At 71.2% G+C, this 23,197-nt stretch carries 25 protein-coding genes; 7 read left to right on the plus strand and 18 right to left on the minus strand.

Features of this window, described 5'->3' with window-relative positions:
* Positions 1 to 91: 91 nt before the first annotated feature.
* Positions 92 to 592, minus strand: a complete 501-nt coding sequence (locus Aco03nite_RS38705; protein ID WP_203805461.1) for a hypothetical protein — start codon at positions 590 to 592, stop codon at positions 92 to 94.
* Positions 589 to 1,125, minus strand: coding sequence for a signal peptidase II (gene lspA, locus Aco03nite_RS38710; protein WP_203805463.1), 537 nt, complete (start codon positions 1,123 to 1,125; stop codon positions 589 to 591). The genes Aco03nite_RS38705 and lspA overlap by 4 nt, the downstream gene beginning before the upstream one ends.
* Before the next feature lie 64 nt (positions 1,126 to 1,189).
* Here lspA and Aco03nite_RS38715 point away from each other — a divergent pair, with 64 nt between their 5' ends.
* The gene (locus Aco03nite_RS38715) at positions 1,190 to 1,939 is read left to right on the plus strand and encodes an arginase family protein (protein WP_203805465.1); all 750 of its coding nucleotides are present in this window, start codon (positions 1,190 to 1,192) and stop codon (positions 1,937 to 1,939) included.
* 106 nt (positions 1,940 to 2,045) lie between these two features.
* On the opposite strand, the gene Aco03nite_RS38720 is transcribed toward Aco03nite_RS38715, so the two are convergent.
* The 4 genes from Aco03nite_RS38720 to Aco03nite_RS38735 are packed head-to-tail and all read right to left on the minus strand — an operon-like array spanning position 2,046 to position 7,523.
* Positions 2,046 to 2,645 (minus strand): cadmium resistance transporter, encoded by a 600-nt coding sequence (locus tag Aco03nite_RS38720; protein ID WP_203805467.1) that lies wholly within the window; start codon positions 2,643 to 2,645, stop codon positions 2,046 to 2,048.
* Between the two features lie 22 nt (positions 2,646 to 2,667).
* Positions 2,668 to 4,434: a RiPP maturation radical SAM C-methyltransferase gene (locus Aco03nite_RS38725; RefSeq protein ID WP_239145793.1), complete on the minus strand. Its 1,767-nt coding sequence runs from the start codon at positions 4,432 to 4,434 to the stop codon at positions 2,668 to 2,670.
* Positions 4,418 to 4,714 (minus strand): hypothetical protein, encoded by a 297-nt coding sequence (locus tag Aco03nite_RS38730; protein WP_203805470.1) that lies wholly within the window; start codon positions 4,712 to 4,714, stop codon positions 4,418 to 4,420. The genes Aco03nite_RS38725 and Aco03nite_RS38730 overlap by 17 nt, the downstream gene beginning before the upstream one ends.
* A gap of 28 nt (positions 4,715 to 4,742) precedes the next feature.
* Entirely contained in the window at positions 4,743 to 7,523 is a 2,781-nt protein-coding gene (locus Aco03nite_RS38735) for an AfsR/SARP family transcriptional regulator (protein ID WP_203805472.1), read from the minus strand.
* Between the two features lie 114 nt (positions 7,524 to 7,637).
* On the opposite strand from Aco03nite_RS38735, the gene Aco03nite_RS38740 reads away from it, so the two are divergent.
* The gene (locus Aco03nite_RS38740) at positions 7,638 to 8,057 is read left to right on the plus strand and encodes a hypothetical protein (RefSeq protein ID WP_203805474.1); all 420 of its coding nucleotides are present in this window, start codon (positions 7,638 to 7,640) and stop codon (positions 8,055 to 8,057) included.
* A gap of 23 nt (positions 8,058 to 8,080) precedes the next feature.
* Here the strand turns inward: Aco03nite_RS38740 and Aco03nite_RS38745 are convergent, their stop codons facing one another.
* Genes Aco03nite_RS38745 through Aco03nite_RS38760 form a run of 4 tightly spaced genes read right to left on the minus strand, consistent with a single transcriptional unit; the run spans position 8,081 to position 11,852 of the window.
* Positions 8,081 to 8,284, minus strand: a complete 204-nt coding sequence (locus tag Aco03nite_RS38745) for a hypothetical protein (RefSeq protein WP_203805476.1) — start codon at positions 8,282 to 8,284, stop codon at positions 8,081 to 8,083.
* Between the two features lie 17 nt (positions 8,285 to 8,301).
* Complete coding sequence (locus Aco03nite_RS38750) at positions 8,302 to 9,081, minus strand: AfsR/SARP family transcriptional regulator (RefSeq protein ID WP_203805478.1); 780 nt, start codon at positions 9,079 to 9,081, stop codon at positions 8,302 to 8,304.
* Positions 9,082 to 9,141: 60 nt separating this feature from the next.
* Positions 9,142 to 9,888: a hypothetical protein gene (locus Aco03nite_RS38755; RefSeq protein WP_203805480.1), complete on the minus strand. Its 747-nt coding sequence runs from the start codon at positions 9,886 to 9,888 to the stop codon at positions 9,142 to 9,144.
* Positions 9,889 to 9,938: 50 nt separating this feature from the next.
* Positions 9,939 to 11,852, minus strand: a complete 1,914-nt coding sequence (locus Aco03nite_RS38760) for an endo-1,4-beta-xylanase (RefSeq protein ID WP_203805482.1) — start codon at positions 11,850 to 11,852, stop codon at positions 9,939 to 9,941.
* A 52-nt stretch (positions 11,853 to 11,904) separates the two neighbouring features.
* On the opposite strand from Aco03nite_RS38760, the gene Aco03nite_RS38765 reads away from it, so the two are divergent.
* Entirely contained in the window at positions 11,905 to 12,687 is a 783-nt protein-coding gene (locus tag Aco03nite_RS38765) for a GNAT family N-acetyltransferase (protein WP_239145794.1), read from the plus strand.
* 577 nt (positions 12,688 to 13,264) lie between these two features.
* A complete protein-coding gene (locus Aco03nite_RS38770) occupies positions 13,265 to 13,936 on the plus strand; it encodes an alpha/beta fold hydrolase (RefSeq protein WP_203805815.1) in 672 nt (223 codons plus the stop codon).
* Here the strand turns inward: Aco03nite_RS38770 and Aco03nite_RS38775 are convergent.
* Entirely contained in the window at positions 13,923 to 14,783 is an 861-nt protein-coding gene (locus tag Aco03nite_RS38775) for a LysR family transcriptional regulator (protein ID WP_203805484.1), read from the minus strand. The genes Aco03nite_RS38770 and Aco03nite_RS38775 overlap by 14 nt on opposite strands.
* A gap of 123 nt (positions 14,784 to 14,906) precedes the next feature.
* Between Aco03nite_RS38775 and Aco03nite_RS38780 the strand changes: the two genes are divergently transcribed.
* Complete coding sequence (locus Aco03nite_RS38780) at positions 14,907 to 15,902, plus strand: NADP-dependent oxidoreductase (protein WP_203805817.1); 996 nt, start codon at positions 14,907 to 14,909, stop codon at positions 15,900 to 15,902.
* Here Aco03nite_RS38780 and Aco03nite_RS38785 read toward each other — a convergent pair.
* Genes Aco03nite_RS38785 through Aco03nite_RS38800 form a run of 4 tightly spaced genes read right to left on the minus strand, consistent with a single transcriptional unit; the run spans position 15,887 to position 19,089 of the window.
* The gene (locus Aco03nite_RS38785; RefSeq protein WP_203805486.1) at positions 15,887 to 16,735 is read right to left on the minus strand and encodes a GNAT family N-acetyltransferase; all 849 of its coding nucleotides are present in this window, start codon (positions 16,733 to 16,735) and stop codon (positions 15,887 to 15,889) included. The genes Aco03nite_RS38780 and Aco03nite_RS38785 overlap by 16 nt on opposite strands.
* Before the next feature lie 51 nt (positions 16,736 to 16,786).
* Positions 16,787 to 17,983, minus strand: coding sequence for an MFS transporter (locus Aco03nite_RS38790; protein WP_203805488.1), 1,197 nt, complete (start codon positions 17,981 to 17,983; stop codon positions 16,787 to 16,789).
* Between the two features lie 3 nt (positions 17,984 to 17,986).
* Positions 17,987 to 18,535, minus strand: coding sequence for a TetR/AcrR family transcriptional regulator (locus tag Aco03nite_RS38795; RefSeq protein ID WP_239145795.1), 549 nt, complete (start codon positions 18,533 to 18,535; stop codon positions 17,987 to 17,989).
* Positions 18,532 to 19,089, minus strand: coding sequence for a sugar O-acetyltransferase (locus tag Aco03nite_RS38800; protein WP_203805491.1), 558 nt, complete (start codon positions 19,087 to 19,089; stop codon positions 18,532 to 18,534). The genes Aco03nite_RS38795 and Aco03nite_RS38800 overlap by 4 nt, the downstream gene beginning before the upstream one ends.
* A 33-nt stretch (positions 19,090 to 19,122) precedes the next feature.
* Between Aco03nite_RS38800 and Aco03nite_RS38805 the strand changes: the two genes are divergently transcribed.
* The gene (locus Aco03nite_RS38805) at positions 19,123 to 19,995 is read left to right on the plus strand and encodes an aminoglycoside phosphotransferase family protein (protein ID WP_203805493.1); all 873 of its coding nucleotides are present in this window, start codon (positions 19,123 to 19,125) and stop codon (positions 19,993 to 19,995) included.
* Between the two features lie 106 nt (positions 19,996 to 20,101).
* Positions 20,102 to 20,764, plus strand: a complete 663-nt coding sequence (locus tag Aco03nite_RS38810) for an MSMEG_1061 family FMN-dependent PPOX-type flavoprotein (RefSeq protein ID WP_203805495.1) — start codon at positions 20,102 to 20,104, stop codon at positions 20,762 to 20,764.
* Here the strand turns inward: Aco03nite_RS38810 and Aco03nite_RS38815 are convergent.
* The 3 genes from Aco03nite_RS38815 to Aco03nite_RS38825 form a co-directional block, all read right to left on the minus strand.
* Positions 20,755 to 21,822, minus strand: coding sequence for a lanthionine synthetase LanC family protein (locus Aco03nite_RS38815; RefSeq protein WP_275415949.1), 1,068 nt, complete (start codon positions 21,820 to 21,822; stop codon positions 20,755 to 20,757). The genes Aco03nite_RS38810 and Aco03nite_RS38815 overlap by 10 nt on opposite strands.
* Before the next feature lie 167 nt (positions 21,823 to 21,989).
* On the minus strand, positions 21,990 to 22,553 hold the full coding sequence (locus Aco03nite_RS38820; RefSeq protein ID WP_203805499.1) for a hypothetical protein: 564 nt from the start codon (positions 22,551 to 22,553) through the stop codon (positions 21,990 to 21,992).
* Positions 22,554 to 22,630: 77 nt separating this feature from the next.
* Positions 22,631 to 23,191: a barstar family protein gene (locus tag Aco03nite_RS38825; protein ID WP_203805501.1), complete on the minus strand. Its 561-nt coding sequence runs from the start codon at positions 23,189 to 23,191 to the stop codon at positions 22,631 to 22,633.
* Between the last annotated feature and the right edge of the window lie 6 nt (positions 23,192 to 23,197).

The following is a 23,197-nucleotide window of genomic DNA, read 5'->3' on the forward strand; positions in this document are numbered from 1 at the left end:
GGCCGCCAACCCGATCTTCAACGTCACCATCGGCTGACCCGCGCCACCGAGCCGCCACCCCACTTCCCCGTGGGTGGCGGCTCGCCGCGTTTCAGTTCGGATTCACCAGCTCTACTCGGCTGCGCAGCGCACGTGCTCCGCTCAAGGTCATGACCAGGCTCTCGGCCTCGGCCAGGTCTTCGGGGGCGAACCCGCCGCTGCGGGCAGCGGTCCAGAAGTCGTCCACCTCCGCGGTGACGTCGCCGGGGAACGTCAGTTCGAGCTGGATCTGCACCGTGTCCGCATAATCGTCGTCGTCCTCCGGTTGCTCGCCCGGCACCCCGTCCTGCCATTCGACGGCCGGGACGGTGAAGCGCCGGAGCAGCAGCAACCCGTTCGTCCCACCGGAGACGCCGAAATCGACGATCAGCATGTCCGCCTCGGCGTGGGTGCCGGACCAGCGATCGAAGAGCCCGCCCAGCGGTACGGCCAGGAACGCGCGGAAAGCGCGCCACGCGAGCCTCACATCGGCGATCCGGTCCGGAGCGCCGCCCTCGGCCATGATCAACCGGCGCAGTTCCTGCGCCCCGTCACGCCACGGAACGGGTGTCACGCCCGCGGCCCGCTCGAGCCGTCGCGGGTGCGGCCGGTCAGTTCCAGGACTATTGCCAGGGCCACACCGATGAAGAGGCACATGTCGGCGACGTTGAAGACCGGGAAGTACTGGGCGTCCGGGCCGAAGAGGCTGATCATGTCGACGACGTGACCTTGCAGCACGCCCGGGGCGCGGAACAGGCGGTCGGCGAGGTTGCCCAGCGCGCCGCCGAGCACGAGGCCGAGGGCGACCGCCCACGGTTTCGAGCGGAGGCGCAGCGCGACCCCGCCGATCCACCCGGCGACCGCGAACGCCACCAGGGAGAACACCCACGTGTACTCGCTGCCGACGCTCCACGCCGCGCCGCTGTTGCGCCACAGGCACAGGTAGACCAGGCCGCCGAGGATGCGGACCGGCTCGTTCTCGGTCAGCCCGCTGGTGGACAGCGCCTTGACGAGCTGGTCCAGCGCGACCGCCAGCACCGCGACGACGCCGAGCATCGTGACGGTCGCGGCCGAGACGCCTGGCCGGTCGGTTTTCGGCATCGTCATCCTTTTCTCGCGGGCGGCGGCGGGCCTATGGATACCACAGTGAGCTTCCGGTTACGTTGTGGGGATGCCAGTGATCGGCGTTCCGTATCACCTCGACGAGTTCCTGACCGAGCCGGACTTCGCACTGCGTCCCGACGAGATCGTGACCGCGGAGTTCAGCGCCGGTGACATGTGGGCGCGGCTGGCCCCGTTGTATTCGGCGGTCGCCGATGCGGTGGCCGCGGGCGCCGGTGAGACCCCGCCGGTGGTCGTGTCCGGCGACTGTCTCACCGCGCTGGGAACGGTGACCGGGCTGCAGCGTGCGGGCACGGATCCGGCGATCGTGTGGTTCGACGCGCACGGCGACGTGCAGACGCCGGAGACCACCACGTCCGGCTACCTGGCCGGCATGTCGCTGCGGATGCTCACCGGCCACCGGCCCGAGTTGATCGCCGAGCCGCTCGGTCTGCGCCCCGTCCCGGAGGAGCGGATGGTGCTGACCGGCTCGCGGGATCTGGACCCGCCCGAGGCCGACTACCTGCACAAAGCGCGGATCCGCCGGTACGAGGTGGCAGACCTGACCGTTGCCGGGCTGCCGGACGGGCCGCTCTACGTCCACGTCGACCTGGACGTCGTCACACCGTCCGACCTGCCGGGTCTGCGGTTCCCGGCACCGGGCGGCCCGTCCGCCGATCAGCTCGCCGGCGCGTTACAGCTGTTGCTGGCCACCGGCCGGGTCGCCGCCGTGGGCCTGGCCTGCAGCTGGCTACCCGGCCACGGCGCCGCGGCGACGATCGGCCCGCGCCTGGCAGCCGTGCTGGGGGTGCGGCAGTAGGCCACGGCCGCCCGAAATCTCATTCATCTCCGGATCTTGCCGAGCCGCAGCCGCTACTCCGCTCTCTGCTGTCCCCGCCGGATCTGGCGGGGACAACAGAGAAGCGTTACAGGCCGAAGGCTCCACCCTCGACGAGGATCAGCAGGCCGATGGCGATCAGGACCATCGGGAGCAGGATGTGGCCCCGGCGGCTCAGGGCCGTGGCGATCAGCGGGCGGGTGGCGAAGAAACGGCCGGCCGCCACCCAGACGGCCACCAGGAGCAGGAAGACCACGACGTGGACGGTCATGCCCGCGGGGCCGGCGGTGGCGAACACCGGCACGTAGACGCCGATGTTGTCGCCGCCGTTGGCGAAGGTCACCGTGGCCACCGCCAGGATTCCCGGGGCGGCCCCGCTGGTCCCGGTGGCCTCGTCGTCCTCGTCGTTGCGGTGTCGCCAGGACTGGACGGCCGCCTTGATGCCCAGCGCCAGTGGGAGCAGGCCCAGGTAGGGGACGGCGGCGTCGGGCAGGAACGTCGCGCCGAGGGCCGCGGCCACCGCGACGGCCAGGATGCCGGCGAAGCCCAGGTACTGGCCGGCCAGGATGTTGCGGGTGGTGTGCGGGTGCCCGGCGCCTTGGGCGAAGAAGAGCGCCAGGATCAGGATGTCGTCGATGTTGGTGACGGCGAAAAGGGCCACTGCCTGGCCGATGACTCCCGGGCTCACCGGGACGAGGGTAGAGGTGGGGTCAGCGGCCGGGGATGGCGGGTAGGGCCAGGGCCAGTGTCTTCGGGCCGTCGCGGAACAGCAGGCCCAGGCGGGTGAACTCGGTGAGGATCTCGTCGATCAGCTCGATCGCTACCCTGCCGTGCAGGCGGGTGTGGATCGTTGAGGCGGAGACCGGGCGGTCCACACATTGCAGGTAGACGTCGGCTGCGGTGTCCTCGAAGGCGTAGGTGCCCTCTCGGCCCGGGTGGCGGCCGTCGTAGATCTCCACGTAGTGCGGGGCCGACCGGTATGTCAACACCGGGCGGCGTGGGGCGGTCCAGGACCGGCGCCATTCGTGGACCGTCTTGCGCACGCCGTCGTAGGTGTCGTCGGGCAGTTCGGGAGTCCGGTCGAAGAAGTAGGCGATGCGGTCCAGGTTCACGTGAGCCGGGTAGACGTACGCATAGCTGGCCTCGGGTTTGATCTGGCCCTGGGTGGTGGCGTGCAACGGGCTGAAGCGTTCCATCCAGATCGGGCCGGCGGTGTCCGGTGGTTGCAGGTGGGTCAGGGTGGGGACGGCCGCGGCCTGATCGGTGTAGTCCCGGACGGTCTCGCCGGGGAAACCCCAGAGGATGTTCCACGACAGATGGATGCCGTAGTAGCCGGCCCATCTCAGGAGGTTCACGTTCTGTGCGGCGGTGACACCCTTGCGCATCAGCCGGAGGACGGGAGTGCTCAGCGACTCGATGCCGGGCTGTACGGCGGTCACCCCGGCGCGTGCCAGCAGGCGTACCTGATCGCGGTTGAGGTTGGCTTTGACCTCGTAGAACAGCTGGTATCCGGTGTCGTCGGCGACCAGTCCGGGCAGCAGCTCGGTCAGGTAGCGGACGTCGAGGATGTTGTCGACGGCGGCGAACCGGAAACCGCCGTGCCGCCGCGCCAGCCGGGCCAGCTCGTCGCGGACCCGGCGCGGGGACTTGGCCCGGAACCGCATCGAGGTGGCGTTCAGCCCGCAGAACACGCAGTGGTGCCGGGCACCCCACCAGCAGCCGCGGGACGTCTCCACCGGGATCCAGACGCCGGCCGGCAGCAGCCCGAGGCGTGCGGCCCGGGTGAAGTACTCGTCGTAGTCGGGCACCGGGGAGTCGTCGAGCCGGTGTTCGGGCGGCGACTCCGTCGAGGCGCCGCCGGTCCGGGCCACCACGCCGGGGATCCCGGTGGGATCGGTGCCGTCGGCCAGGGCGGTCAGCAGCTGGGGGAACGCGGTGTCGCCCTCGCCGACGACCGCGTAGTCGATGCAGTCGACGGTCCGGACGTACTCGGGGCCCATCTCGCCGTCGAAGTTCGCCCCGCCGAACACCGTGATCAGCCCGGGGTGCCGCTGTTTAAGCCGCCGGGCCAGCGCGAACGACGCGGTGTTCTGCTGGAACGTGCAGGTGAACGCCACCACCCGGGCCGGCTGCCGGTCGAACTCGTCGGCCAGCGCGTCCAGATAGGCCGGGATGTCGTGCCGCCTGATGTCGGCCAGCTCGGCCCGGAACCGGGCGTCCGGGTCGGGGGCGTCCGCCCCGAACGCCTCCACCGAGAACAGCCAGTCGCCGATCAGCGGGCCCCGGAACCGGGCGATCCCGGCGTACTCGGCGGCGCCGATCCGGGCCGCGAGGTCCAGGTTGGCGTGCCAGGTGCGGACCGGGAACCCGGCGTCCCGGGCGATCGCGGACAGCAGGCCGAGCTGGATCGACGGCCGGTCGGTCTCCATGAACGGCATGGAGACCAGCAGGACCGTCAGGTCAGCCGTCGCCGGCACGGCCCACCTTCCCCGGCGGCGGCAGCGCGTCCGCGGTGGCCTTGAGCAGGTCGCCGACCGCGCACAGGATCGGGCCGATCTTCCCGGGGTGGACGTCCTCGAGGTCGGGCGGCACACCGTCGCGGAACGAGCCCAGGGGCGTGCGCTGTTCGGGGGCCGTCTCCAGGCGGGTGATCCACGAGGTGAGGGTCTCCCGCAGTTCGGCGTGTTCCTCGGCGGACAGCCTCGACCGAAGCGCGGTGAGGCGGTGCAGTACCTCGGCGATGTCGTCCTCAGGCATACCCCCACGGTTCGCCGGCCCCGCCGGGTCAGTCAATCGGATGATTGGATTCACGCATCCGGGCCCGGACACCGTCGGCGTCGGGATGACCCAGACGTTCGAAGATCGCCAGCGCGGTACGCCATTTCTCCCGAGCCCCGTCGAGATCTCCGGCGGCGTGCCGGGAGTCGCCGAGGCTGACGCTGGTGTCCGCGGTGTTGTAGCTGTCGCCGAGTTCCCGGTACAGGTCGATGGCCTGCCGGAAACAGTCCGCCGCCTCGCCGAGCCGGCCCAGCCGGTGCAGGATCCGGCCCAGACTGTCCAGGGTGTCGCCCATGTCGAACCGGTCGCCGATCTTCTCCTGCAGGTCCAGGGCCCGGCGGCAGTGATCGAGGGCCTTCTCCGGATCGGCCAGCCGGTAGTGGAACCAGCCGATCGCGTTGAGACAGCGGGCCTCGCCGGTGCTGTGCCCGGCCTGCCGGAACAGATGCAGAGCCCGGTGTACGTGGGTCAGCGCCTCCCGGAACCGGTCCTGCCGGTCCAGGGCCCACGCCGTGGACCGGTGCGCGTGCGCCATCCCGATCGGGTCGTCCAGCCCCCGGTACAGCTCGAAGACCTCGTGCAGGTGCAGGTACGCGTCGTGGTAGCGCTCCAGCCGGATGCAGGCGTAGGCGACCCCGCCGTGGCTGACCGCCAGCCCGCGCGGGTCACCGAGCCGGCGGGCCGCGTCCAGGGCGGCCTGCCCGATCGCGGCCGCGTCCTGCCAGTGGCCGCGCCGGAACAGCGGGTGGGCCAGCGCCCACGCCAGCTGCCAGGTGTGCCGGTCGTGGCCCTCCCGCGACGCCTGCCGGACGGCGGCCAGCAGGACCGGCTCCTCGACGGTGAACCAGCGGCCGGCCGCCTCGTGCCCGTCCGGCTGTTCCGGCCGCACCCCGGGGCTGGGTGGCGGGAGGGTGACCGGGTCGTCGCGGTGCGGCAGCAGCAGGGTGCCGGCCCGGTCCGCCGAGTGCAGGTAGTGGTCCAGGACGCGGACCAGGGCGTCCTGCCGGAACCGCGGGCTGTCCAGGCGGCCGGTCAGTTCCCGGGCGTACGCGCGGAGCAGGTCGTGCATCGTGAACCGTCCCGGCGCCCGCTCGGTGACCAGGTTGGCCCGGGTCAGCTCGGCCAGCCCGGCGCGGGCGGCGGCCGGCGACTCGGCGGCCAGGCTCGCCGCGGCCCGGCTGGAGACGTCCGGGCCGGCGTGCACCGACAGCAGCCGGAACAGGCAGGCCGCGCCGCTGCTCAGGGCCTCGTACGAGCAGGCGAACACGGCCCGGACGTCGGTGGCCGGATCACCACCGTCGAACACGTCCAGGTTGCCGCGGGCCTCGCGCAACTCCCCGGCCACCGCGGACAGCGGCAGTGCCGGGCTCATCGCGGCGCGGGCGGCGACCACGGTCAGGGCCAGCGGCAGCCCGGCACACCCGGCGATGATCTCGTCGATCGCCGACGGTTCGGCCCGCAGGCTGCCGTCGCCCAGCCGCCGGCCCAGCAGCTGCCGGGCGGTCGACTCCGGCAGCAGGTCCAGCGGCACCGGGTACGCGCCGTCGCCGGCGACCAGGCCGAGCAGCCGGTCCCGGCTGGTAACCACGACCAGGCACCCGGGGGAGCCGGGCAGCAGGGGCCGGACCTGGGCGGCGTCCCGGGCGTTGTCCAGCAGCACCAGCATCCGCCGGTCGGCGAGCAGGCTGCGGTAGAGCGCGGACAGGGCCTCCGGGTCGGTGGGGATCCGGTCCGGCGGCACCGCGAGCGCGTCCAGGAAACCACGGATCGCCTTGGCCGGTTCGGTGGCCCGGCCGGTCGGGTCGAAACCGTGCAGGTTGACGTAGAGCTGACCGTCCGGGAACCGGTGCCGCACCCGGTGTGCCCAGGTCACCGCCAGGGTGGTCTTGCCGACCCCGGCGGTTCCGGAGATCGCCGCGAGGCAACCCCGGTCGTCGTCGAGCAGGCTGTCCAGGCAGCCGAGTTCGCCGGAACGGCCGACGAACTCTCGCACCGGCCGCGGCAACTGGGCGGCGACCGGCCCGGCACCGGCCGGTGTCGTGTCGCCGGCACCGGCGCCGGTCAGGATCCGCCGGTGCATCAGCCGCATCGGCTCGCCCGGGTCGACACCCAGCTCGTCGCGCAGCCGGGTCCGGGCCGCGGTGAACACCGCCAGCGCGTCGGCCTGCCGCCCGGACCGCGACAGCGCCAGCATCAGCAGCGTAGTCAGGCGTTCCCGCAGCGGATGCCGGGCCGCCAGCCGGCGCAGTTCCAGGATCGAGCCGGCGTGCTCCCCGGCGCTGATCTCGGCGTCCAGCCGGTCCTCGTCGGCGTCCAGGCGCACCTCGGCCAGCCGGTCGCGTTCGGCGTCCAGCCACGGGCTGGACAGCCCGGCACAGACCGGGCCCCGCCACAGCGCCGCGGCCGCCCGGAACGCCCCGGCCGCGGTCGCCGGGTCGTCGCCGTCGCGGGCCGCCCGGGCCCGGCCCAGGGCCGCCTCGAACTCGGCCAGGTCCAGGCAGCCGGGCGGCACGGTCAGCGTGTAACCGGCGTCGGTCCAGGTCAGGCGTACGCCCAGGGCCCGGCGCAGTCCGGAGGCGTGCCGCTGGACCAGGTTCACCGCGTACGCCGGCGGTTCCTCGCCCCAGACCGCGTCGATCAGGCTCTGCCGGGCCACCGGCCGGTTCGCCCGCAGCAGCAGCACGGCCAGCACCACCCGCTGCTGGACCGGGCCGAGCCGGACCGGGGTGCCGCGGCGGGACACCCGCAGAGGGCCGAGGATCGCGAAACGTAACCCGGGTTCGTCCATGCCCCCTCTTATTCAGGACGGCCTGGCAGATAAGTCTCAGGTAAGTGCCATGGAACTACGGGCGGCCATCCTCTGTCCACGACGACGGCACAGTGCGGTCGCAGGAAGGAAGAAATGGCTGACATCCAGTTCCCGAACACGCTCTTCGGCCCCGGTGCCTTCGTTGCCGAGGTCCTGGACAACAACAGCACCCCGGCGGAGGTGCTCGAGGCGAGCCTGCCGTTCCAGGTCAAGACGTCCTGGCGGGTCGACCCGCTGACGGCGCTGCACTTCGGCGGCGACTGGCAGGTCTCGGTCTACGTCGAGGCCATCGGGCCGGGACCGGAGCAGCTGATCGGGACCGTGACGGTGCCACTCGACGGCGGGCAGACGTACACGGCGATCGTGGAGGTCCCGGCGAACACCCTGCCGGACGCGCCGGCCCCACCGGCGTCGGGCGTCTACAAGCTGGTCACGGTGCTCACCCACCGCAACTTCAACCGGATCAGCAACGTGTCCGCGGTGGCCGAGGGACCTCTGGTCCGGATCGGCTGAGACACCCCGCGGACGTGCCGCCGTCAGACCTGCTTCAGGCCGGGCGGCGGCATGTCGACGCCACCGATCGCGCCGCGGTGCAGGGCCGCCCGGTCGCCGTGATCGATCACGGTCAGGTCGCCGGAGTCCCGGTCGACGGTCAGGCGGCGGCCGCAGGACTCGATCTCGCACGCGAAGAGCAGGCCGCCCGGTTCGGCGGTGCCGATCAACCGATGGAAGCTCGTCATTCCCGCACCATACGCCGTCAGGCGACCAGGGACGCGTACTCGCATCGAGGTTGGCGCAGCCGGTCGAAGAGGGCCGTGGTGCCGGCCGACGGGCGCACCCGGTAGGTGCTCCACAGCAGATCGGCCAGCCGGTGGTACTGCGACAGCGCCAGGTGCCGCTGCCCGGTCGCCGCGTAACAGGCCATCAGGCGCCGGTTCACCGCCTCGTTGCACGGGTCGATCGCCAGGATCTGCCGGGCCAGGAACGCCGCCGCGGCATACAGACCGCGGCCCAGGTACGCCTCGACCAGCCGCCCCTGCGTCTCGATCATCTCCAGCCGCAGCGACTCCCGGACCGGCGCCGCCCAGTCCAGATACGGCTCGTCGGCCAGGAAGTCACCCAGGTACAACTGGCACGCCGCCTCCCGGTGGGCCAGCGCCGCGTCGTGGTCACCGTGGCGCTCGGCCCGGATCGCGGCGGCCCGGTCCCGGGCGAACTGCTCGGCGTCGGTCCACACCGGCACGGTGTCCGCGATCCGGTAGGTGTCGAACCGCCGTTCGATGCCGGCCTGCGGGGCCACCGCGCGCAGCACCGACCGGGCCGAACTGAGCGCCACGTGCAGGCTGTTGCGGGCGGCGGCCGGGTCGGCGCCGGGCCAGAACACGTCGGTCAGCACGTCCCGCGGGACCGGCGCCCGGCGGTGGGCCAGCAGGTACGCCAGCACGTGCCGGGTACGCCGCCGCGACGTCGTGTCGACGGTGGCGCCGTCGACGGTGAGCTGGAAGGTCCCGAGGAAGTGGGCGGTGAGAACCGGCATGCCGCCATCGTGGGCGGGGCCCCTGCACCGTCCGTTGCACCACCCGCTGCAGTGCCCGGGTCAGTCGGCGCGTTCGAAGGTCAGGGTGCTGCGGCGGGGCACGGCGCGCCACAACGCGTACAGCTGGGGAAGGTTCTTGATCGTCGCCCGGATCTGCGCCAGGGCGGCCGCGCGTCCCGGGCCGACCGGGGTGAAGTCCAGGCCGCTGTCGCCGCTGGGCACCGTGTGGAAACCGGGGAACCGCATGTCCAGGCTGACCTGCCAGCGGCCCGGCCCGTCCGCGGTGACCAGGGCCAACTGCCGGGTGAAGATCAACGCGGCGGTACGGTCGATCCACGAGTACCGGCCCCACTGCACGAGGAAACCGTCGGCGTCCGGGGCGGCGGCCGGATCCAGGTGATCGATCTCGGTCTGGGTGAACTCGGTGAAGGCCAGCCAGGCGAGCTCCACGTCACCCAGGCTCTCCGGGTGCACGTGGTGACTGAGCAGCAGCCGGTCGAATATCTCCCGCGGGTTCTCCGGGCGCACCGCCGTCGCGGCGACCCGGAACGTGTCCCGCCCTCGCTGGTCGGTCAGGCCGTAGCGCAACCGGACCAGCACGACGTGGTCGCCGTCGTGGCCGACGACGTCACAGCGCAGGTCGAGTTGCGCCGGCAACCGGGAGGCGGGCAGGGAGGAGCCCGAGCTGAGCAGGGGCGCCCGCCCGAGGATCACGGCCTCGTCGCCGTTCACCTCGGGTAGGCGGACCTCGATCAGGGCCGGCTGATCACCGATCCAATCGATGGCGAGAGCCGTCACGTAGTGCACTCGCCGTATGCTGCCCTACCGCGCCAAAGAGGATCATTCGGGGGGTGGCCTCACCGGACGGTGCAGGCGGTTCCGTTGAGGCTGAAAGCGGCCGGAACCGGGTTGCTGCCGGTCCAGTTCGCGAGGAAACCGAACGACGCCGAGGCGCCGGCGGCCAGGCTGCCGTTCCAGGACGCGTTACCCACCGTGACCGCGGCTCCGGACTGGGTGAGCGTGCCGCCCCACAGCTGGGTGATCCGCTGGCCGCCGGTGAACTGCCAGGCCGCGTTCCACGAGGTCAGCGCGGTGCCGCCGGAGTTGGTGACGGTGACCTCGCCCTGGAAGCCGCCGGTCCAGCTGCCGGTCACGCGGTAGGTGACCGCGCAGGCGCCGGTGGTGGGATTCGACGGCGACGGGGACGATGTCGTCTCGATCTTGCTCGGGTCGACGACACCCCAGTACGCGGACTTCGCCTGCAGCCTGGTGTCGAACAGCAGCGGCGCGTCCTTGCGGGTCACCGGGAACGTGTCCAGCCAGGTGTTGTCGTCGGCCAGACCCCACAGCGTGACCGAGGTGATCTCCCCGGGGTACTGGCGGAACAGGGCGAACATGTCCCGGTAGACGTACGCCTGCTTGAGGAGCCGGTCCGCCGGCGGTGCCGGGAAGTTCTCGCTGTTCGCGGTGTAGATGCTCACGTCCATCTCGGTGACCTGCTGGTCGATGCCGAGCGGCACGAACTTGTCGATCATCGCCTTGGTCTCGGCGACCGTCGGCCAGTTGACGTTGATGTGCACCTGGTGACCGACCCCGTCGATCGGCACCCCCTCCGCCTTCAGCTGCTGGACCAGGCCGAACAGGAAGTCCCGCTTGGCGGCCACGTTGGTGTTGTAGTCGTTGATGAACAGCTTGGCGTGCGGCGCCACCTCGCGGGCCACCCGGAACGCGGTCCGGATGTAGTCCAGGCCGGCCACGGTGAACCAGTTGCTGCGGCGCAGACCGTCGGACTGGCTCTCGTCGATAACCTCGTTGACCACGTCCCACACCGTGATGTCGGTGCCGTAGTGGGCGGCCACGTTACGGATGTGGTTCTCCAGACGCGCCAGCAGCAGCGCCTTGTCCTCCGCGGTCGCCGTCATCGGCTGCCCGTCGGCGCCGGTGAACACCCAGGCCGGGGTCTGGTTGTGCCACACCAGGGTGTGCCCGCGGACGGCGAGACCCTTGCTTTTCGCGTACGCCATCAGAGGATCGGCCTGGGCATAGGTGAAGGTGTTCTCGGCCGGTTCGGTGGCGTCCCACTTCAGCGCGTTGCCCGGGGTCACGCTGTCGAAGTGCTTCGTCAGCAGCTGCCCGTGCTCGGCCAGGATCTCCGCGCCGGTGATCGCCGCGCCGACCGGGAACTCGGTGATCACGTCCTTCACCGACGGGATGTCCGTCTGGATCGGCAGCGCCGGGACGTAACTGGCGGTGACGTCGTCGATGTGGATCGGGTTCGTGGTCGAGGCGGTCTCCACGTACAGGCGCAGGAACTCGACGTCGGTGGCCAGGGTGTACCGGCCGGTCAGCTGGGTCCAGCCGGTGCTGGACACCGCGGTGTTCCCGACGACCTGATCGTAAGCGGCCACGCCGCCGGTGCGCCGTTCCACACTCAGGCGCGCGTTGTCCGAGCCGGTGGAGAGCCGGACCCAGACCGAGACGGTGTACGCCGTGCCCTTGGTGAACGTCGGCAGCACGTCCAGCGACGGGCCCTGCCAGGTGGCGGTGCGGCCGCTGGTGAGCAGACTGCCGGTGCCGCCGTGGGCCTGGGCGGTGCTGTGCGCCAGGGTCTCGGCGGACCGCCCGGCGAAGCCCTGGACGGTGCCGTCCTCGAAGTCCTTGGTCAGCACGGTGACGGGGGTGGGGTCGTCGGCGGCGTTCGCGACCGCGGTGACGGTGGCCAGGGGGACCGCCACGATGAGGGCGGCCAGCAGGCGGGGGAGAGCGCGCATCCACGGCTCCTTGTCAGGGTGGTTCCCGGCGGGGATAGAGCGACATCGTTGCATGGGAGCGCTCCCATTACAATGGCGTTACCTCTGCCATGATCAACTGATGATTCGACAGTTCGGGTGGAGCGATTACGAGGGCGTCCTCGAGGTGTGGCGAGCCGCCGGCCGCGACGTGATGGGCCGGGAGGAGCTGGAGGCCAAACTGTCCCGAGACCCGGAGCTGTTCCTGGTCGCGACGGCCGGTGACCCCACTCCGGGAGGCATCCCTACCGTGGCCGGCGACCCCTCTTCGGGCGGTGACCTTTCCCCGGGCGGTGACTTTCCCCCGGGCGGCGACCTCAGCCCGGTTGCTGACCCTGCTCCGGTCGGTGGCGTGGTCGTGGCCGGCGACCTTGCCCTGACCTGCGGCGTCGACCTGCACGGCGATCTTCCCTCGGCCGGTGACCTTTCTGCGGCGGGCGGCCCTTTGGCTGGCGTTGCCCCTTCTCCGGGCTGGGATCCTTCCTCGGCGGGCGGGCCCTCCGCTGCCGGTGACCTTCCTTCGGGCGGTGACGGTGTTCTGGGCGGTGGTGGGATTGCCGGGGTGGTGCTGGGGACCTATGACGGGCGTCGGGGGTGGATCTTTCGGCTTGCCGTTCATCCTGCGTATCGGCGGCAGGGGATCGCCAGGCGCCTTGTTGCCGAGTTGGAGGGTCGGCTGGCTGCGCTCGGTTGTCCTCGGGTGAATCTGCTGGTCATGCCGGACAACGAGGCCGGGCTCCGGTTCTGGCAGGAGCTGGGTTATCTGCCGTGCCCGGACGTGCTCTGCACGAAGCCTCTGGTCACATCCTCATCCTAGGATGCTCTAGGCGGTGTGCGGCAAGCCGCACCCTTGAGAAAGGACGGCTTCGCCGAGACCACAAACTTTCGAGACGCTTTCGGCACGGGACGCGGCCTTCTTCTCGGCACGGGACACGGCCTTCCTTGCACGCGAGACAAGGTTTTCCTCGCGCGTCGGGTGGGTGCTGGTCGAGGGTGGGCGGGGCTCTGATCGCCCGCCAGCCAGCATCCCGCCCGCCAGCCAGCAGCCCGCCCCAGCCCGCCGCCCACCCGACCCGCCCAGCCGTGCGGGTCGGGTGGGCTGGCCGGGCCCGACCCAGCCCGCCGACCCAGCCCACCGACGCAGCCCGCCCGCCGATCCAGCCCGCCGACGCAGCCGGCCAGCTCGCCGGCCCGGCCAGCCCGGCCAGCCCGGCTGCTCGCTAGCCCGCCGCCCAGCCTGCCCGGCGGGCCGGCTGGCGCGGGCTGGGCGCTGGCGGCCGGGGCAGGTGGGGGCCGGAAGATCGGCCGGAATTCCTCCATGTAGCCGTGAGCAGCCTTCGCGGACCGGCCGTGAGCCGCCGGGCTACGGTGGCGGGGTGGGGGAATCGATGGATGTGGGTGGGGTTGCCGTTCGCTACCGGGTGGGCGGGGATGCGGGTGGGCGGGCTGTGGTGCTGTTGCACGGGCTCGGGGGCAGCGGGGCCGGGTGGGGGACGGTGCCGGAGCGGCTGGCCGGTGAGTTCCGGGTGTTCGCGCTGGATTTGCGGGGGCACGGGGACAGTGGGAAGCCCGGTGAGTACTCGTTCCAGCTGATGCGTGACGACGTGCTCGGGTTTCTGGACGGGGCGGGGCTGGAGCGGGCCGCGCTGGTCGGGCATTCGCTGGGGGCGGTCGTGGCGGTGCTGCTGGCACAGCTCGCCCCGGAACGGGTCACCCATCTGGTTCTGGAGGACGCTACGGTGCCGCGGCCCGGTGATCTGGACCGGCCGCCGCTGCCTGAGCCGGATGAGCCGACGCCTTACGATTTCCGGGCTGTCAACGCCGTCCGGGCTCAGCTGACCGATCCGGACCCGGCCTGGTGGGACGCCACCGACGCGGTGACGGTTCCGACCCTGATCATCGACGGGGCGAGCAGTGCCGATCGTCAGGAGTTCTTGGCCGCGTCGGCGGATCGGATGCCGAACGCCCGGCTGGTCACGATTCCGGCCGGTCACTACGTGCATCGGGAGCGGCCGTCGGCGTACCTGGACGCCGTCCTGCCGTTCCTGCGGTCTACCTCCGGCTGAGAGCCTCGGCTCGCAGGGCGGGGAGCATCGGGTTGGGGTCGTTGCGGCGGTTGACCAGGATGATCCGGCTCGGGGGCGCGTCCTGGACCGGGATGGTGGTCAGGTCGGGGCGCAGGGTGCTGCGGCGGTCGCCGGTGGGGAGTACCGCGATGGCCCGGCCTTCGGCCACCAGCTGGAGTTTGTCCTGGTAGGCGTCCACGGGTGGGAGGCCGGTGCCGAACAGTTGGTAGGACGTCCAGTCGGTGGTGGTGAAGGCGCACGGTGCGGTGGGTTCGCCGGCCAGGTCGGCGGTGGTGACCGTGGTCCGGGTGGCCAGGGGGTGGTCGTTCGGGACCACGAGCATTCTCGGTTCGTCGTACAGCGGCAGGGTTTCGATGTCGTTCTCGGTCAGGGGGAGTGGGGCTCGGGCGATCAGGGCGTCCACGTGACCGTCGGCCAGGGCGGTGATGTCGCGGCAGTTCAGGTGGCAGGTGGTGATGTCGGCGGTGGGGTGGGCGCGGCGCAGTCGCCGTACGGCCGCGGTGATGGTGAGGTCTTCGACGTAGCCGATGGTGATGCGTGGGGTGCCGGTGTGGTCGTGGACGGCCTTCTCGGCGTCGCCCGCGGCGCGGAGCAGGGCGCGGGCGTGTGGGAGGAAGGCCTGGCCGGCGGGGGTGAGGCGGGTGCCCTGGGGGATGCGGTCGAGCAGGCGTGCGCCGAGGTGTCTCTCGAGGCGCTGGATCTGGCGGCTCAGGGCGGGCTGGGCCAGGTGCAGGGCGGTGGCGGCCCGGCCGAAGTTCTGGTGGTCGGCGACGGCGGTGAAGTAGCGCACCAGCCGTAGTTCCAGGTCTTGTCCGGAATCGTTCACCTGTACAACGTACAGGACGATGTCTTTTCGGAATGATCTGTTGCTGGACCGGTCTTGGACGGTGGTGCCGGGCCGGGGCTTGACTGGGGGTGCGAGATTCCCGGCGAGAAAGTGACAGGCGTGATGAAGGCGATTCGGTTCCATGCGGCCGGCGGTCCGGAGGTTCTGCGGTACGAGGAGGTGCCGGTCCCGGCGATCGGGGCGGGAGAGGTGCTGGTGCGGGTGCGTGCGGCGGGGATCAATCCGCCGGACTGGTACCTGCGGGAGGGTCTGACGGTGATGCCGCCGGAGATGCGGCCGGAGCTGTCGTGCCCGTTGACGCCGGGGACCGACGTGTCCGGGGTGGTCGAGGCGGTCGGCCCAGGAGTCTCCGACCTTGTGGTGGGTGATGAGGTGTACGGGATGCTGCGGTTCCCGGGATTCGAGGGGCGGGGGTATGCGGAGTACGTGGCCGCTCCCGCCGCTGATCTGGCGCGCAAGCCGACCGGTCTTGATCATGTGCGGGCGGCGGGTGCGCCGATGGCGGTGCTGACGGCGTGGCAGTTCCTGGTCGAGTTGGGGCATGACGTGCCGTCGCCGTTCACCGGGCGGGTGCACCGGCCGGTGGCGCTCGGGCCGGGGACGACGGTGCTGGTCAACGGTGCCGCCGGTGGGGTCGGGCACTTCGCGGTGCAGTTGGCGAAGTGGAAGGGCGCCCGGGTGGTGGCGGTGGCGTCGGGGCGGCACGAGGAGTTCCTGCGAGATCTCGGTGCCGACGAGTTCGTCGACTACACCAGGGAGCGGGCGGTGGACGTGGTCCGGGATGTCGACGTGGTGGTGGACGCGGTCGGCGGGAATCTGCTGCCGGTGCTGAAGGACGGTGGCACGATGCTGCCGGTGTTCTTCGCCGAGTACGACCCGGTGGAGATCGAGCGGCGGGGCATCACGGTGTCGAACATCCAGGTGCGGTCGTCCGGGGCGCAGCTGGCGCAGATCGGGCGGTTGTTCGACTCCGGTGTGCTGCGGGTGGGGGTGGACAGTGTCTTCCCGCTGTCGGATGCGGTCGGTGCGCATGTGCGGGCGGCGCGGGGCCACCTTCAGGGCAAGATCGTGCTGGCGGTGGATCAGCCCAGGTCGTAGACGGCCCAGTCGGTGAGCGGGACGTAGCCGAGGCGGCGGTAGAGGGCGTTGCTGGTGGGGTTGCCGGCATCGGTGAACAGGACCACGTCGGTGGCCCCGGCGGCCAGGGCGGCGCGGGTGACCTCGGTGGTGACGGCGGCTCCGTAGCCGTGGCGGCGATGTCGTCGCGGGGTGTAGACGGGGTCGACGCGGATCTGGCCGCCGATCATCGGGGTGACGCCGGCCATCGCCACGTCTTCGCCGTCGGGGTTCTGCCAGAACGTGTAGGTCTTCTCGGCGAAGCGGGTGCCGGGCCAGGTGGTGTCGTCGACGGTGACGTCCTCGTGCAGGTCCACGGCCAGGTCCCGGCACCACTGCAGGAGGTGGTCGTGGTCGGCTGCGGTCGCGGGGCGGCCCCGGCCGGGTGGTTTCGGCTGCGGTGGGGTGAGGGTGGCGAGGCGGTGCAGGATCAGGCGTACCCGGACGGTGGGTGTGGTTCCGGTGTGTCGCCGCCAGGCGTCGGTGAAGTTCTCGGCGGTGCTCCGGTCGCCGCCGGCGGAGGGCGGCCGGTGGCCTGTGGCGATCAGGTGGGCGGCGAGGGAGTCGGCCTGGTCCGGGGTCAGCGGGGTGAGGGCCGGGCCGCGGCCCGGGGGCTGGTGGAAGGTGGCGCGGACCTGGCCGCCCTGGTGAAGCCGGCCGAGGAGGGTGGCGGGGGTGGTCTGCCCGCGGACCCGCAGTCTCTCGATGCTGGTGAGGGCCATGGTGTGCAGGGCGGGCCGGGAGCGCAGGAATGCGGTGGTGTCACTGATGAAGTCGTCGAGGTCTTCGGTGAGGTGCCAGCCGTCCGGTCGCATGTGGTGAGAATGCCGGATCCGCCGACGTGGCGGATCCGGCGGTGGCTGGGCTCAGGTGTCGGCCGGGGTGGGGGTGGTGTGGTTCACCAGGACTCGGGCCAGGGCCATGGTGGTCAGGCCGGCTGCCACCACGGTCAGCAGGCCGATGCGGAGGCTGGTCTGGTCGGCGAGGAAACCGACCAGGGGTGGGGAGATCAGGAAGCCGGCTCGGAGCAGCCAGCTGACGACGGTGAGGCCGGTGCCGGGGGCCAGGCCGGGGAGTTCGTCGGCGGTGTGCATGGCTGCGGGGACCAGGGTTGCCACGCCCAGGCCGGCCAGGGCGAAACCGGCCAGGGCCGTCGCCACCGTGGGGTAGGCGAGGGCTGCTGCCATGCCGGCCGCGGTCAGGGCGGCTCCGGTGCGGACGACGGTTCGCTGGCCGAAGCGGTCGACGGCGCGGTCTCCGGTGAGGCGGCCGATGGTCATGGCCACCTGCATGGCCACCACTGCCATGCCGGCGGTGGCGGCGTCGGTGTTCAGTTCGTCGGTGAGGAAGATGGCGCCCCAGGAAGCGCCGGCGTCCTCGACCAGGGCGCCGCACGCGGCGAGGATGCCCAGGGCCGCGAGGAGGCGTACGGCAATCGTGGTGGTTGTCTTTTGATCTTTTTCGACGGTGGTGGCGGCGGGTGTGGGGGAGTCGTCGGGGCCGGGGAGCAGGAAGGCGTAGGCGGCCAGGGCCACGACGGTGAAGATGGCGGCGGAGATGGTCAGGTGCAGGCCCAGGGACAGGTTCAGGCCGGCCGCGGCGGAGCCCATCAGGCCGCCGATGACCGCGCCGATGCTCCAGACGCCGTGCAGGGAGTTGACGATGGAGCGGCCGTAGAGGCGTTGGACGCGCAGGCCGTGGGTGTTCTGGGCGACGTCGATGATGGAGTCGACGGCGCCGAAGACGAACAGGACGGCGCCGAGGGCGACGGCGTTGGGGGCGAACGGGATGGCCAGGCTGGTGATGGTGGTGAGCACGACACCGAACGCGGCGAGGCGGGCCGAGCGGTAGCGGCGGATCAGGGTGCCGGCCAGGAGCCCGGCCAGTAGTGCGCCGACGGGCATGGCGGCGATGGCGCTGCCGAGGGCGACGTTGCTGAGGCCGAGTTCGTCGCGGATTTGCGGGAACCGGGGTACGACGTTGAAGTAGATGGCGCCGTTGGTGAGGAACAGGGCGGCGACGGCGGCGCGCGCGTGGCGTACCTGCCGGCTGGGGGTGGTCATGAGTTACTCCGGTGCTAGGTACCGCTCGATGGCGTGCCGGATCTGGGCCGGTGTCATCGGGGCGGTGGAGAGGGCGCTGTGCAGGGTGAGGCCTTCGATGAGGGCGTCGACCTCGCGGGCGGTGACGGGGTCGAAGTGGCGTTCCAGGGCGTCGCGGCTGCGTTGCATCCAGGCCTGGGTGACGGCGCGCAGGACGGGGTTGCGGGCGGCGGCGACGTAGAGCTCGACGGTGAGCACCATGTCGTTGGCGGGGGAGAGCAGGTCGTCGGTGACCAGGTCGATGACGGCTTCGACGGCTTCGGTGCGGGTGCGGGCGGTGCCGAGGCGGGCGTCGAAGATCTCGGCGATCGAGTTGGCGTGGCGGGTGAAGGCTTCGGCGAGGATCTCGTCGAGGCCGGCGAAGTGGTAGGTCATCGATCCGAGGGGGACGTCGGCTTCGCGGGCGATCTCGCGGTGGGTGGTGCCGGCGACGCCGTTGCGGGCGATGACGGCGAGGGCGGCGTCGATGAGCCGGTCGCGGCGGTGCGGGTCGTGTCGCCGGGGGCGTCTCACGTGATGTCGCGGATGACGCGGGCCGGGTTGCCGACGGCCACCACCCCGGCGGGCAGGTCCTTGGTGACGACCGCGCCGGCGCCGATCACGGTGTCGTCGCCGATGGTGACGCCGGGCAGGATGATGCAGCCGGAGCCGAGCCACACGTTGTCGCCGATGGTGACGGGTTTGGCGGCTTCCCATTTGTCGCGGCGGGGGCCGGGTTCGATCGGGTGGGTGGGGGTGAGGATCTGGACGTTGGTGCCGATCTGGCAGTCTTCGCCGATGGTGATCGCGGCGACGTCCAGGGCGATCAGGCCGTAGTTGGCGAAGGTGCGGGCGCCGATGCTGATGTGCCGGCCGTAGTCGACCCGGAACGGTGGCCGGATGTCGACGTCGTCGCCGATGTGGCCGAGGAGTTCTTCCAGGATGCGGCGGCGTTCGGCGGGCTCGCGGGCGCCGGTGGTGTTGTAGGCGGCGGTGAGGTCCTGGGCGGTGAGCAGGGCTTCGGCGAGGTCGGGGTCGTCGGCCTGGTACAGCTCGCCGGCGAGCATGCGGTCGCGCATCGTGGTCATGTGTACGAGCGTACATAACGGGAGGGGTTTTGTATGGGGTTGCATGAGGGCGAGATCGCCGTCGACGTGGCGCTGGTGCGCCGGCTGCTGCCGTCGCGGTGGGCGGACCTGCCGCTGCGGCCGGCCGGGGCGGGCACCGAGAACACCATGTTCCGGCTCGGCGACGACCTGGTGGTCCGGTTGCCGCGCACGGTGAACCGGACGGACGCGCTGCGCAAGGAGATCAGGTGGCTGCCGCGGCTCGCGGTGGGTCTGACACTGCAAATTCCCCGGCTTCGGTACGTCGGGGAACCGTCACCTGACTATCCGGCGGAGTGGGCCGTCCTCGACTGGATCGACGGTGCCGAGGCGGGGCCGTCGACGGTCGGCGACTGGGCGGCGTTCGGTGCCGACCTGGCCGGGTTCGTGCGGGAACTGCATGCCATCGCGCATGACGGTGCCGCGCTGAGCTGGTATCGCGGTGGAGACCTGGCGCCCTGTGACGAGCGGATCAGCCGGGCGCTGTCCGAGTGCCGGCCGCTGATCGGGGACGAGCAGGTGGACGACCTCGAGGCGATCTGGCGGGCCGGGCTGGCGCTGCCGGTGTCCACAGCCGGGCACGTGTGGTTGCACGGGGATCTCAAGCCGACGAATCTGCTGGTCCGGGAGGGGAGGCTGGCGGCGGTCATCGATTTCGGGGCGGTGTCGGTGGGGCTGCCGGACGCCGAGCACGCGACGATCTGGGACCTGCCACGGGCGGCTCGTCAGGCGTACCGCACAGCTCTCGATCTTGATGAGGTGACCTGCACGCGCGCGCGTGCCTGGGCCGTCGCGGTGGCCGTGAGCGGCATCTCCTACTACTGGGAGACGTTCCCGGCGTTCGTGACCGAGTGCCGGGCCCGCGTGGCTTTCATACTAGAATCCTAGGATGGCTTAGGCGCAGAGCGCCCTGTCATAACCGAAAAGGACGGCTTCGCCGACAAACCAAAAAAGATTTGCCGGTACGTGGGTACCGGTGTCTAGGGTCGTGGGCATGACGTCGACCCTCGCCACCACCAGTGCCTTCGACTCGTTGCGGCAGGATGCCGTGGCCGACCTGGACGGGTTGCGCCAGGTCTACGAGCTGCCCGGGGACCGGGCGGTGCGCAAGCAGATGACCGAGTTGACCGAGCAGACCCGGCAGTTGATCGCGTGTGCGTCGCTGGTCTTCGTGGCCAGCGTCGACGCGGACGGCAACTGTGACGTGTCGCCGCGGGGCGGGCCGCCGGGGTTCGTCGCCGTTCTGGATTCGCGGACGGTGGCGATCCCGGACGCGACGGGCAACAAACGCCTCGACACCCTGCAGAATGTGGTCGTCACCGGCCGGGCCGGGCTGCTGTTCGTGATCCCGGGGCGGACCACGACGCTGCGGGTCAACGGGCGGGCGGTCGTGTCCACCCGCCCGGACCTGCTGTCCCAGCTGACGCCGGTGGGCAAGGCGCCGGCCAGTGCGCTGGTGGTGGGCATCGACGAGGTGTACCCGCACTGCCCGAAATCGTTGATGCGCGGTGCGGCGTGGAAACCGGACCAGTGGCTGGCGGCCGATGCGCAGCCGAGTTCGGCCGAGGTGACCCTGGCGCAGTTGCGGATGCCGGAGTTGACGATCGCGGAGATCGAGCAGACGGAGTCGGACGCGTTGAGGTACCGCTACGAGTGAGTCTGCTGGTGGTCGGGCCACGATATGGCGTACCGGGGGTCGGTTCCGGCGGTGATGCGGGCGTAGCGCAGGAGTTCGCGGATGATGCCGGCGTTGCCCATCGCCCAGCCGGTCTGCGGTGGCAGGGTGCTGGGGGTGGCCCGGTGTTCGTGGTTCGACCAGCGCACGCCGGTGGTGTCGATGGTGGCGTGGGCGATCAGGTCGTCGACGAGCAGGCCGGCGAAGTCTTTGTCGTTGCGGTCGCAGGCCAGGGCCAGGACGCCGGCGGTTCCGCAGCAGCGGCCGTTGTTGTCCCAGAAGCCGGGGTGCAGGCGGCGCGGAAGTCCGCTGTGGGTGATGGTGTGCCAGCAGCGGTCGATGAGCCGGTCCCAGGCGGGGTCGTGGGTGAGTGCGGCGAGCAGCCGGAAGACCTGGGCGTCGCCGGTGGGGCCGTTGCACCAGCCGTAACTGATGCGTTCGATGATGTCGGGCCGGTGTGGTGGGTCGGAGTGCGGGACGAGGAAGCCGTCGGGTCCGGCTTCGTTGCGGGTGATGACGTCGGCGGCTCCGGCGAGGGCCAGGTCGGTGAGGTCGGTGCGTGTGGTGGCGGCGCCGACGGCGGCGAGGGCGTGGACGATGCCGAGGGTGCCGTGGGCGATGTGGTGTGAGCGGGGTGGGCTGGGGCGGACCGGCCAGTTGACGCCGCCCGGCGTGGGGTCGGCGGTGATGAGGTAGGGCTCGGCGGCCAGGACGGCGAGGTCGAGGTTTGCGGTGTGCAGGGCGCCGAGGGCGATGCCGGCGTTGCCGAAGAGGAGTTCGAACATCGGTCCCCAGCGTTGTCCGTCGAACCGTTTCCGGACGTGGTCCAGTGCCCGGGTGGCGGCGCGTTCGGCGGTGGGGTCGCCGAGGCGGGTGTGTACGGCCTGCAGGGCCACGGCGGTGCCGGTGAGGCCGAAGTACAGGGAGCTGTCGTCGTCGGTGTCGACGGTGGTGGCCAGGTGGGTGGCGAGTTGCTGGGCGGTGTCGGCGTAGCGGTCGTCGTGGAAGTGGTGGTGGGCTTCCAGGAGGGTGAGGACGATGGCCGGCTTTGCCGTGGTAGAGGGTGTGGTCGGTTTCGGTGCGGGCGGCCCGGATCATCCAGTCGAGTGCTCCGGCGGCCAGGGTTTCCACGTCGTGATGGGACACGTTTTGGTGGGGCACGCGCCCATTTTCTCTGCGCTGTCGTGTCCGGCCAAGGACGGCGCGTTCAGGCGCTGGTCGGGATCGGTGTTCGGGTTCGGGTCAGGGGGTGCAGGGCGGCGAGGATGAGCAGGCCGGTCAGGGGCATCAGGTTGAGGTCGGCTACCGGGAGAAGGACGGCGGTCAGCATGAGGGCGGGGCTCCACCAGGGGAGGTTTCCGGCGGCTGCGGTGAGGGCCGCGATGGTGGCGATGCCGAGGAAGAACAGCATGGGGCCCACGTCGTAGACGGCGAGTTGGACGCCGGGTAGGTCGGCGAACTGGTGTTGGAGGGTTTTCAGGTCGGTGCGGTCGGTGGCGGCCAGGGCGAGGATCATGTCGGCGCTGAACTGGACGATGGTGGTGGCCAGGCCGGTGAGGGTGATGGCGGTGACCGGGGTGGCGGCGGTTCTCATCAGGGGTCGCATGGTGAGGATGACGGGGATGAACAGGAGCATGCCGGCGAGGCCGAAGGCGTGGGCGATCTGCCAGTCGGCGCCGGGGCCGTAGTTGTCGTCGAGGCGGCCGATGATGCGGGTGATGCCGTAGCCGGTCATTGCCAGGGGTGCGGCCAGGAACGCGATGCGTGTCATGTGGACGATCCTGGTGGTGTGGGGGTGCCGGGCGCCTCAGGGCGGTTCCCGGAGAGTGTCCCTGAGGTGTGTCGGGGTCAGGGCCAGTCGGGGCCGGTGAGGGTGGCGGTCAGGCGGCCGTCGGTGACGGTGACGGCGACGTCCATGCCGGTGGTGGCGCCGTCGGTGAAGGCGGCGGGTGTGGTCTGCTCGGTGAGCAGGATGAAGTGCAGAGGGTAGGCGGGGCGTTCGTCGTGGGGGTTGCCGTCGGTGTCGAGGCGGCGGTTGGCGTTCCAGGCCGCTTGGCAGAGGACTGAGACGAAGATGCCGAGGAAGTCGGCGTGGGCCAGGTGGTCGGCGTGGTCGATGACGACGGTGAGGCCTTTGCCGGCGGTGGTGTGGGGGTGCCAGTCGTTGAGGCAGTCGACGAGGGCGTCCCAGTTGTGGCCGAAGTATCGGGGGAAGTTCAGGGCGCGGGCGAAGGTGGTGAAGATTGCCGCGGGGGTGTTCAGGTTTGGTCCGGGCAGGTGGATGACGGTGCCGCCGTGGTCGGTGAGTTCGGTGGTGGCGGTGGTGACCCAGGGGTCGTCGGTGTGGGTGACGATCAGCCATGGTGGCCGGCGTTCGGTGAGGGTTTGCGGGGTGGTGGTGTCGTTCATGCCGGG

The organism is Actinoplanes couchii (genome assembly GCF_016862075.1).
Taxonomy (GTDB): domain Bacteria; phylum Actinomycetota; class Actinomycetes; order Mycobacteriales; family Micromonosporaceae; genus Actinoplanes; species Actinoplanes couchii.